10 protein-coding genes are annotated in these 10,306 nt (G+C 70.7%); 7 read left to right on the top strand and 3 right to left on the bottom strand.

What is annotated here, in order from left to right; genetic code table 11:
• The first annotated feature begins 172 nt into the window (after nt 1-172).
• Nucleotides 173-346: a hypothetical protein gene (locus EJK15_RS72205; RefSeq protein WP_171075321.1), complete on the top strand. Its 174-nt coding sequence runs from the start codon at nt 173-175 to the stop codon at nt 344-346.
• Nucleotides 343-783 carry a type II toxin-antitoxin system VapC family toxin gene (locus tag EJK15_RS63920; RefSeq protein ID WP_138720027.1) on the top strand — a complete coding sequence of 147 codons (441 nt, stop codon included), beginning with the start codon at nt 343-345 and terminating at the stop codon, nt 781-783. Before EJK15_RS72205 ends, EJK15_RS63920 begins: the two co-directional genes overlap by 4 nt.
• Nucleotides 784-785: 2 nt before the next feature.
• On the opposite strand, the gene EJK15_RS63915 is transcribed toward EJK15_RS63920, so the two are convergent.
• The 3 genes from EJK15_RS63915 to EJK15_RS63905 form a co-directional block, all read right to left on the bottom strand.
• Nucleotides 786-4,436, bottom strand: a complete 3,651-nt coding sequence (locus EJK15_RS63915) for a DNA polymerase III subunit alpha (RefSeq protein ID WP_171075320.1) — start codon at nt 4,434-4,436, stop codon at nt 786-788.
• Complete coding sequence (locus tag EJK15_RS63910) at nt 4,436-4,702, bottom strand: DUF6504 family protein (protein WP_171075319.1); 267 nt, start codon at nt 4,700-4,702, stop codon at nt 4,436-4,438. Before EJK15_RS63910 ends, EJK15_RS63915 begins: the two co-directional genes overlap by 1 nt.
• 78 nt (nt 4,703-4,780) lie before the next feature.
• Entirely contained in the window at nt 4,781-5,527 is a 747-nt protein-coding gene (locus EJK15_RS63905; protein WP_138720026.1) for a GntR family transcriptional regulator, read from the bottom strand.
• 112 nt (nt 5,528-5,639) lie between these two features.
• On the opposite strand from EJK15_RS63905, the gene EJK15_RS63900 reads away from it, so the two are divergent.
• The 5 genes from EJK15_RS63900 to EJK15_RS63880 are packed head-to-tail and all read left to right on the top strand — an operon-like array spanning nt 5,640 to nt 10,161.
• Nucleotides 5,640-6,794, top strand: coding sequence for an ABC transporter substrate-binding protein (locus tag EJK15_RS63900; protein ID WP_138720025.1), 1,155 nt, complete (start codon nt 5,640-5,642; stop codon nt 6,792-6,794).
• Nucleotides 6,791-7,615 (top strand): ABC transporter permease, encoded by an 825-nt coding sequence (locus EJK15_RS63895; protein WP_138720024.1) that lies wholly within the window; start codon nt 6,791-6,793, stop codon nt 7,613-7,615. Before EJK15_RS63900 ends, EJK15_RS63895 begins: the two co-directional genes overlap by 4 nt.
• On the top strand, nt 7,603-8,454 hold the full coding sequence (locus EJK15_RS63890) for an ABC transporter permease (protein WP_138720023.1): 852 nt from the start codon (nt 7,603-7,605) through the stop codon (nt 8,452-8,454). The genes EJK15_RS63895 and EJK15_RS63890 overlap by 13 nt, the downstream gene beginning before the upstream one ends.
• Nucleotides 8,451-9,524: an ABC transporter ATP-binding protein gene (locus tag EJK15_RS63885; RefSeq protein WP_138720022.1), complete on the top strand. Its 1,074-nt coding sequence runs from the start codon at nt 8,451-8,453 to the stop codon at nt 9,522-9,524. Before EJK15_RS63890 ends, EJK15_RS63885 begins: the two co-directional genes overlap by 4 nt.
• Nucleotides 9,514-10,161 carry an HAD family hydrolase gene (locus EJK15_RS63880; RefSeq protein WP_138720021.1) on the top strand — a complete coding sequence of 216 codons (648 nt, stop codon included), beginning with the start codon at nt 9,514-9,516 and terminating at the stop codon, nt 10,159-10,161. Before EJK15_RS63885 ends, EJK15_RS63880 begins: the two co-directional genes overlap by 11 nt.
• The last annotated feature ends 145 nt before the right edge of the window (nt 10,162-10,306 follow it).

Below are 10,306 nucleotides of genomic sequence, written 5' to 3'. Positions count from 1 at the left end.
CCCACTCGGCCCCTGACTCCACCCCGATGGGCCGCACCGGCTAAGTGTCGTGAGCGGATTCCACCACACGAAAAGGTAGTCATCGCATAAAGTTAAGGGTCATGAGCGAAGAGTCGCCGTTTCCCCCGCACGACTCAGCCGGGCGCGAGCCTCATCGTTTACATTGGCTGTCATGGACGTTGAGGGATCCATCGATCTCGAGGCTGTGCGGCGACGGTTTCCCTGGGTGGGGATGGCCAGCATCGATGAGCCGGATCTCTCGTCCCGATATCGCGAGATCATGGCCGAAGCCCATCGCGACCGCGTGATCGTCGAGGCCATCGATTCCGCGCGGCGAAGTGCATGAAACCGCTTCTCTGCGACTCCGGCCCACTGATCGCCACGTTCAACGATCGCGACAGGGAGTTCATCCGATGCAGCAGGTTGCTGACTGAGTGGCAGGGTCGGCTAGTCATTCCCGAGCCCGTACTCGCCGAGGTGTGCGGCTTCCTTCGTAACAACGTGCGCAACGGCCCCACGCTGGAGGTGCAGTTCCTTGAGGCCATGAGTTCCGGGGGCGGCGACTTCGAGATCGTCCCACCCGCGTCAGAGGATCGTGTCCGCGCAACCGAGCTTTGCAAGAGGCTCGTGTCGGGACCGTTGGGCTACGTGGATGGAATCGTGCTGGCGATGGCGGAGCGGCTGAAGATCCCAGACATCGCGACAGTCGACTACAAATTTCTAGGCATGGCGAGTCCAGTGAGCCGTCTCAAGCCGCTCTGCTGGGTTCTCCAGGAAGGTTGACCCTACGCCGCAGTAGGGCCCGAGCTGCCCGGGCTGGCGTGCCAGAGTTTGCGGGGCGGGGTGACGATGGCCGGGCCGAGGTCGGAGTAGGGCGAGAGGCGGAAGCCGTTGGGGTACTCGATCCGGCGCCCGCCGACCCTCGCCGGCTCCTCGGGAGAGCGGTCGAGCACCGCGCGGACCGCGTCGATGCCCTGGGAGCGCCACAGCACGTCCAGGTCCACCAGGTTCCAGCAGTCCACCGCGCGCATCGACACCGCCCGCGTCCCCGTGCGCCGGACCACTCCCCTGGCCAGCATGAGCCACGCCCCGAAGACCGTCGCCGCGCACCGCCCCTGGACCGACTCGAAGAAGGTCAGGTCGATCGGCCCGGTCGAGTCGTCGAGCGTGGTGAAGATGACCCGCTGGCCCGAACGCACGGCAGGTGTCTGCGTGGCCACCTTGACCCCCGCCACCAGCACCTCGGCCCCGTTGCGCTGCGCGAGCAGGTCCCTGGAACGTACCACTCCGAGCAGGTCGAGCAGCTCGTCGTGGAAGCTGATGATGTGCCGGCTGATGTCGATGCCGAGGATCTCCAGCTCGGCCTCGACCATCTCCACCTCCGTCATCTCGGGCAGCTCCCCCGGCGGGAGGTGCTCGGTGAACCCCAGCGGGAGCTGCACCGAGTGCTCCTCCGCCAGCGAGGGGCCAGTGGAGGTGTAGCGCCTGGACGTGCGCGGCCCGCCCCGCACGCCGATCGACGAGGTCCGGTCGAGCGCGCCGATCTGGGCGATCAGGTCGCGGCGGGTCAGCTCGCCCGGACGCCAGCGCGGCCCGCCCGGGTGCAGGTCGTGCAGCGCGTCCAGGCCGCCGACCTGGACGATCCGCTCGATCGTGGGCCGCGAGGGCCGGGCGCGGTCCCAGAAGTCGGCCAGCGACGTGTACGGCTGCCCCGCGACCATCCGCTCGACCTCCTTCTCGCTCACCCCCTTGATCGCCGAGAACGGCACCCGCAACGCGTACCCCTTGCCGATCTCCCCGATCTTGACCTCCCGCCGCACCGAAGGACGGCCCTCCAGCTGGGACGGCCGCACGCGCACCTGCACCCGCGGCCCCAGCCGCTCCACCAGCCAGTCCTTGCCCGACTTGTTGATGTCCAGCGGCAGGATCTTGATCCCGCACTGCCTGGCCTCGTCGATGATGACGCGCGGCGGGTACATGCCGGGCTCGTGCGTGAGCACCCCGGCGAAGAACGCCGCCGCGTGGTGCCGTTTCAGCCAGGCCGACTGGTACGTGGGCAGCGCGAACGCCGCCGCGTGCGCCTTGCAGAACCCGAACGCCCCGAACGCGTCCAGCACCTGCCAGGCCCGTTCGACGGCCGCGTCGTCGAAGCCGTTGGCCTTGGCCATGGGGACGAACGTCCTGCGTACCCGCTCCCGTCCCTCCGGCGTGTCCAGGGTGCGCCGCAGCAGCTCGGCGAACGACAGGTCCCGCCCGGTCATCACCTCGATGATCCTGAGCACCTGCTCGTGGAACACCACGACGCCGTGCGTCTCCTTCAGCGCGTCCCGCAGCCGCTCGTGCGGATAGTACGGCTGCCGCCACCCGTGCCTGGCCTCCAGGTAGGGGGTGACCATGTCGGAGTTGACCGGCCCCGGCCTGAAGAGCGAGATGTCCACGATCAGGTCGTGCATCCTGCGCGGCTCCAGCTTGGCCACCAGCTCGCGCTGGCCCGGCGACTCGATCTGGAAGCAGCCGAGGGTGCGACTGGCGCAGATCATGTCGTAGGTGTCCTGGTCGTCGTGCGGGACGTACTGGAGGCCGGGATCGTCGTCGCCCTGCTGCGTGTCCAGCTCGACCACGACGTCGTCCACCCGCTTGATCTCGCTCAGCGCGTACGCCATCGCGGACTGCATCCGCACGCCCAGCACGTCGAGCTTGAGCAGCCCGGACTCCTCCACGTCGTCCTTATCGAACTGCGACATCGGGAACTCCAGCAGGCTGCGCTCCACCGGCGTCCTGTCCTTCAGCCCCGTGTTGCCGATCAGCACGCCGCACGGGTGCAGTGCGATGTGCCTGGGCAGGCCGTCGAGCTTCTCCGCCAGCCGGAACACCCGGTCCAGGCCCGCCTCGCCGAGCCGGCTGTCGCGCAGCTCCGGCAGGTCGTTCAGGGACGCGGTGATCTGCTTGGCCCTGATGTGCGGGAACGCCTTGGCAATCGCGTCGATCTCGTGCGGCGGCAGGCCCATCGCGCCGGCGACGTCGCGGATGGCGCTGCGCGCCCGGTAGGTCTCCATCATGGACACGCAGGCCACGCGGGACTCGCCGTACCGGTCGAAGATGGCCTTGTAGCAGTCGAGGCGGCGGGCCGACTCGACGTCCATGTCGATGTCGGGCAGCCCGATGCGGCCCTCGGACAGGAAGCGCTCCATGAGCAGGCCGTGTTCGAGGGGGTTCACCTCGCCGATGCCGATGAGGTAGTTGACCAGGCTGCCGGCGCCCGAGCCGCGGATGGCGCAGCGGATGTCCATGCCGCGGATCATGTCCGTGATGCCGGCCACGGCGATGAAATATCCGGACAGGCGCTTCCGCTCGATGATCGCCATCTCGTCCCGGAGGCGCCCCCTGGCGTCGTCCGAGCGGTCGAGCCCGCGCCTGATCAGCCCGTCCTCGACGCGGTGGCGCAGCAGCGGCACCGGGTCGCGGCCGATCTCGGGCAGGTGCAGGTTGGGCGGGTCGTTCCTGAGCGCGAGCAGCTCCATCGGCTCCATCGAGCACGCCTCGGCCAGCCGCCTGGTCGTGAACAGCAGCCGCGCCACCCGCTCCTGGTCCGCGCCGCAGACCTTGGCCGCCACCTGCCACATCTCCTTGGTGCTCTTGAGGTAGGCATGTGAGGTGGTGCGCTCCAGGTGGCGCGGGTGCAGCGGGACGAGCTGGCGGGCCGCGTCGAGCACGTCGCCGACCTGGTGGTCGGCCGGGTCCAGGTAGCGCACCGCGTTGGTCAGCACGGCGGGCACGCCCATGGACTCGGCCAGGCCGAGCATGCGCACGGCCGTGGTGGCGTCGCGGAAGCCGTACTGGTCGACCAGCTCGATCACCACGCCGGGCACCGCGGCCCGCCACAGGCCGAGCAGTGTCCTGGCGTGCTCGTCGCGCCGCTCGGCCACCGCGCGGCCCACGTCGGACCTGGGGCCGAGCAGCACCACGAGCCCGTCCTCGGCGCCGAACCCGTGGTCGCCGCCGCGTTCATCATGGGGGCCGCCCGCCCACTCGCCGGCCAGCTCGCGGGTCACCTTGGGGGCGCCACGCTCACCCGCGTAGTGTGCGGCCGTGACCAGGCGGCACAGGCGCGACCAGCCGCCGCCGCGGGCCAGCACGGTGATCCGGTCCTCGGCGTCCGGCCCGGTCCTGGGGCGAGGGGTACGCATGCCCGGCACCGGGGTGAACGCCGAGGCCGGGGTGTCGAGCGCCAGGTTCACGCCGAGGACGGGGGCGATCCCGGCCTCCGCGCACGCCTGGACGTGTTTGATGGCGCCGTAGAGTCCGTCGCGGTCGGTCAGCGCCAGGATGTCCATGCCGTATTCGGACGCCCGGCGCACCAGCGCCTGCGGGAAGGCGGTGCCGTAGCGCATGGAGTACGCGGAGCTCACGTCGAGGTGCGGGAACGGGGGCGCCATCAGTCCCACGCCCTCAGCAGCAGCCAGCCGTTGCTGGCGGTGTCGTAGCGCAGCTCGTACGAGCCCACCTCGCGCCCGGGGCTGGCCTCGACCCGCCAGAACTGGCGCTCTCCGGGGTCGCTCTCGTTGGTCTTCCACCACTCGCGCGCGACCACCCAGTGGTCGAGGACGCGGCGGACGAGATAGAGGCGGTCGCGCCAGACGAACTGGGTCGGTTCCCCGTCTCTGGTCCACACCTCTATCGGATCGCCATAGAGTCTGCTCAAGACGCTTCTCCCCGCGGCTCTGGTCATAAGTGGAGCCACCCGGGGGAAGGCGGGCGCTTATAAGTCGAACATATGTTCTCAGGGCTCGGAACGCAAGTCGACCGCCTGCCGTACGAGAGGGTTCGCGCCGATCGAGTTGCGGATGCTGAAGGCCACGCTGCCCGCCCGGTAACGGTCGTCGGAGGACTCCACAGGCCTGCCCTCGTGGGTCGTGGTGCTCCTGCGCTGGCGCAGGAGCGGGCTGCCGCGGCGCACCCCCAGCAGGCGGGCGTCCTGGGCGCCGGCGGAGACCGCGTCGATGAGGTGCTCGCCGTAGGCGAACACGAGCCCGATCGAGTCGTACAGCGCCTCGGTGACCGACTCACAGCCGGCCGGGAGCCGCTCGACGGCGGGGGCCACCCACCCGGCGTACACCGTCCGCTCGAGCAGGACGGGCTCGTCCTCCAGCGTGCGCAGCCGCAGCACCTCCAGCACCTCACCGTCCCCCAGCCTGGCCGACTCGGCCGCGGTCGCCCGCCTGCGACGCTGCTCGATCACCTGGCCGCCGAAGCGGTAGCCGCCCGCGCGCGCCCACTGGGCGAAGCTGTGCAGCTCGGCGAAGCTCTGGCTGCGCGCCGCGCCGAGCACGATGCGCCGGGCGCCCTGCCGGGAGCCGACCAGGCCCTCGGCGACCAGCACGGCCACGGCCTGCCGCACGGTGCCGCGCGCCGCGCCGTAGCGCGCGGCCAGTTCGGCCTCGCTGGGGAGCTGGGAACCCACCGGGTGCGTGCCGGAGAGGATCTCCTCCCGCAGCTCATCGGCGATCCGTTCATAGCGCGCAACCATGTCTGTCCCGTCCCATTCACGAAAGAGCAACATTCATGCGACTTACTAGTGCTCGCTTGTTTGTACAAGTTCCTCTAGTTTCTTTCCACACCCCCTGCACAACGGAGGCGTCGTGTTCACATCTCGCGCTCGCGCGGCCGGCATTGCCGCGGCCCTGACCGTAGTAACAGCGGCATGCGGCGCCGCTCCCAGCACCCAGCAGACCACCCAGGCGTCGGAGGGCGGGGTGAACGCCGCCACGGCGACCTCCGCCGCCGACTTCGGCGGCCTCGACAAGCTCGTCGAGGCCGCGAAGAAGGAGGGCAACCTCCATGTCATCGCCCTGCCGCCCGACTGGGCGAACTACGGCGAGATCATCGAGAAGTTCCAGGCCAAGTACGGCATCAAGATCGAGAGCGAGACCCCCGACGCGGCCAGCGCCGACGAGATCAACGCGGTGAAGACCCGCAAGGGCCAGGACCGCGCCCCCGACGTGCTCGACCTCGGCCAGTCGTTCGCGATCAGCGGCGCGGCGGAGGGACTGTTCGCGCCGTACAAGGTGGAGACGTTCGGCAAGATCCCCGAGGGCCAGAAGGAGCCGGCCGGGCTCTGGGTCAACGACTACGGCGGCTACGTGTCGATCGGCTGCGACGCCAAGAAGATCGACAACTGCCCGACCAGCTTCGCCGACCTGCTCAAGCCCGAGTACAAGGGCAAGGTGGCGCTGAACGGCAACCCGACCAAGTCCGGCTCGGCCTTCGCCGGCGTGTACGCGGCCTCCATCGCCGGCGGCGGCTCGTTCGACGACATCCAGCCCGGCATCGACTTCTTCAAGAAGCTGAAGGACGCCGGCAACTACAACCCGGTCGAGACCACCCCGGCGACCATCGAGAAGGGCGAGACCCAGATCAGCATCGACTGGGACTACAACAACGCCGCCTACGCGCCCCAGATGGCGGCCAAGGGCATCGACTGGAAGGTGAACGTGCCCTCCGACGGCAAGTACTTCCAGATGTACGCCCAGGCCATCAACAAGGACGCCCCGCACCCGGCGGCGGCCAGACTGTGGCAGGAGTACCTCTACAGCGCCGAGGGCCAGAACCTGTTCCTCAAGGGCTTCGCCCGCCCCGTGCTGCTGCCCGCGATGACCGCCGACGGCACCGCGGACCAGACGCTGGCGGACAAGCTGCCCGAGGTGGAGGGGACGCCCACGTTCCCCACGCCCGCGCAGGTGGACGCGGCCAAGGCCAAGCTGGCCGGCGGCTGGGACGCCGCGATCTCGGGATGAACAGAGCCAGTTCGAAGGGCTGGCTCGGGGCGCTGCCCCTGCTGGCGTTCTTCGCGTTCGTGTTCGGCGTCCCCGCCATCGCGCTGGTGGCGGGGGCGTTCACGGCGGAGGGGCGGCCGAGCCTGGCGAACCTGGCGCAGAGCCTGCAGGGCGGCTACCTCACCGCGATGATCGGCAGCGTCAAGCTGTCGGCCGTGGTCGCCCTGCTGGCGGCCGTGCTCGGCACGTTCCTCGCGTACGCCGTCGTGACCTCGCGCTTCACGCTGCTGCGCGAGGCCGTCCTGACGGCCTCCGGCGTGCTGGCCAACTTCGGCGGGGTGCCGCTGGCGTTCTTCTGGATCGCCACGCTCGGCAACTCCGGCGTGATCAGCGGCCTGCTCGGGCTGCCGTCGGGAGCGCTGTACACGTTCTGGGGCCTGGTCGTGGTCTATCTCTACTTCTCGGTCCCGCTGATGGTGCTGGTCATGGCGCCGGCGCTGGACGGGCTGCGGCCCCAGTGGCGCGAGGCGGCCGCCAACAACGGCGCCACCTCGTGGCAATACTGGCGCTTCGTCGCGCTGCCGGTGCTGGCCCCGGCCGTGCTGGGCGGGGTGGTGCTGCTGTTCGGCGGCTCCTTCTCCGCGTACGCCACCGCGAACGCCATGGTCGGGACCGTCGTGCCGCTGGTCACCCTGAAGATCGCCAGCGCGCTCACCGGCGACGTCCTGATCGGCTACGAGAACATCGCGCTCGCCCTCAGCCTGGACATGATCGTGGTGGCCGGTCTGGTGATGGCGGTCTACCTGCCGCTGCAGAGGAGGAGCTCCCGATGGCTGCACTGACCGGCCTGGAGCCCGTCGCCGTGACCGCGAAGCCGCCCGCCCGGCCGCGGGTGTGGCGTGGCGTGGTGTTCCTGCTGGCCGCCGCCTACTTCCTGATCCCGCTCGGCGCGTCGCTCTGGTACACGATCTACACGCCCACCACCGGCGTGTCGTTCTCGCCCTACGGCGAGCTGCTGACGGCCGATGGGTTCGGGCCGTCGCTGCTGCTGTCGCTGTCGCTGGGGGCCGCCACGATCGTGCTGGTGCTGCTGCTGTCGCTGCCCGCGATGCTGGCCGTGCGGCTGTTCGCGCCGCGGCTGCGGCCGGTGATGGAGGTGCTGTGCACGCTGCCGCTGGTGGTGCCGCCGATCACGTTCGTCGCCGGGATCGGGACGTCGCTGCGCAACGGCACCGAGGTGCTGGCCCCGACGCCGTTCTGGGCCACGCTGATCGCGGTGCAGGATCCGGCGTTCCCCGTGGTGCTGGTGCTGGCGTACGTGGTGCTGGTGCTGCCGTTCGTCTACCGGTCGCTGGACGCCGGGCTGCGCACGATGGACGTGCGGACGCTCGTCGAGGCGGGCCGCAACCTGGGCGCCTCGTGGCCGTACGTGCTGTTCAGGGTCGTCGTGCCCAACCTGCGCTCGGCGCTGGCCAGCGCGTCGTTCCTGACGCTGGCGCTGGTGCTGGGCGAGTACACCGTCGCCAGCCTGCTCGGGTACCAGCCGTTCGCGGTGTGGATCGTGACCGTCTCCGGCTCCAGAGGCCAGCTCTCGGTGGCCGTGTCGATCCTCAGCCTGCTGCTCATCTGGCTGCTGCTGCTGGCCGTGTCCACCGTTTTCGGTAAGGAGAGGAAGCAATGACCGCATCGGTGGAGTTCCGCGGGCTCCGGCGGGTTTTCGGCAAGACGGTCGCGCTGGACGGCTTCGACCTGGTCGTCGCGCCCGGCGAGTTCGTCGCCCTGCTCGGCCCCTCCGGCTGCGGCAAGACGACGGCGCTGAGGTGCGTGGCCGGGTTCGAGCGGCCGGACTCCGGCGCGGTGCTGGTGGACGGCAAGGACATCACGAACGTCCCGGCCAGCAAGCGGGACGCGGGCATGGTCTTCCAGTCCTACTCCCTCTTCCCGAACCTCAACGCCCGCGACAACGTCGCCTTCGGCCTGCGCGTGCGCAAGGTGCCCGCGGCCACCAGGCACGCCAAGGCGGACGAGCTGCTCGAGCTCGTCGGCCTCCCGCAGCACGCCGACCGCTACCCGCACCAGCTGTCCGGCGGCCAGCAGCAGCGCGTCGCCCTGGCCCGCGCGCTCGCCCTGGAGCCGCGCGTCCTGCTGCTGGACGAGCCGCTGTCGGCGCTGGACGCCAAGGTACGCGTGGCGCTGCGCGAGGAGATCCGCCGTCTCCAGCTCGACCTGGGCATCACCACCATCTTCGTCACCCACGACCAGGAGGAGGCCCTGTCGGTCGCCGACCGGGTGGCGGTGCTGCGCGACGGGCGGCTCGAACAGGTCGGCGCGCCCGCCGAGGTCTACGACCGTCCGGCCACGCCGTTCGTGGCGGAGTTCGTCGGGACCATGAACCACCTGATCGGGCAGCTCTCCGGGGACCACGTGACGGTGCTCGGCCAGCTCCTGCCGGTGGACGGGCCGGTTCCCGAGGATCCGTCCGTGGACGTGCTGATCCGTCCCGAGGCGGTGCAGGTCGTCCCCGCCGAGGACGGAGCCGCCGAGGTGCTCGCCGCGTCCTTCCGCGGCGCCTCCGTCCGGCTCCGGCTGGCCGTGGCGGGCGGGGAGGTCCTCGCCGACGTAGCCGGTCATGAGGCGATACGGCTCGGGCCCGGCACGCGGGTCGCGGTCCGGCTGGTGGAGCGGCCGGTGCTGGTGGCGGCCCGCACGGTCACGGTGCCCGCGCCCGTCGTGGTGGCCGATGCCGTCTGACCTCGCCGATCCCGGCGCTGTGCTGCTGGACATGGACGGCACGCTGGTCGACACAGAGGGCCTGTGGTGGCAGGCGGCCGCCGCCGTCGCCGGGTCCCTCGGCCGCCTCCTGGGGCCCGCCGACGTCCCGCACGTACACGGGCGGACCGTGGAGGACGTGGCCGCGTACCTGGTCGGGGACGGGCCCGGCGCGCCGGCGGCGGCCGGGCGTCCCCGTCTGCCGGCGGTGGCCCGCAGGCTGACCGACGACTTCGCGGGGCGCGTCGAGCGGGAGGTGACGGTCATGCCGGGCGCGCCGGAGCTGCTGGCCGGGCTGGCCGCGACCGCCATCCCGACGGCCCTGGTCACCGCCTCTCCCCGGAGCATCGTGGAGCTGGTGCTGCCGCGGCTGGGGCACCCGTTCGACCTGGTGATCACGAACGAGGACACGGCGCGCGGCAAGCCGTACCCGGACCCGTACCTGGAGGCGGCCCGGCGGCTGGGGGTGTCTCCAGCGCGATGCGTGGCCGTGGAGGACAGCCCTGCCGGGATCGCGGCGGCCCGGGCGGCGGGATGCCGCGTGCTCGTCGTGGAGCCCGGGAACGGGCTGCCGACGCTGGACCGCGTACGCGAGGTCCTTCCCCGGCGCGGGGGATGACGGGCTCGGAGCCGCGCGCGCCCATATCCGGCAGAAACATGTCTGTGGAGAACGGGCCCGTGTCGGTAAGCTTGCCCGGCGTGAACGGTGAAACCTCCCACATAGGGCGCTACAGGTTGCTTAGCGTGCTGGGGCGGGGCGGGAT

The organism is Nonomuraea basaltis (assembly GCF_005893125.1).
Taxonomy (GTDB): domain Bacteria; phylum Actinomycetota; class Actinomycetes; order Streptosporangiales; family Streptosporangiaceae; genus Nonomuraea; species Nonomuraea basaltis.
The sequence above is the reverse complement of the archived record's forward strand: the minus strand, read 5'-3'. Positions and strand labels throughout refer to the sequence as shown.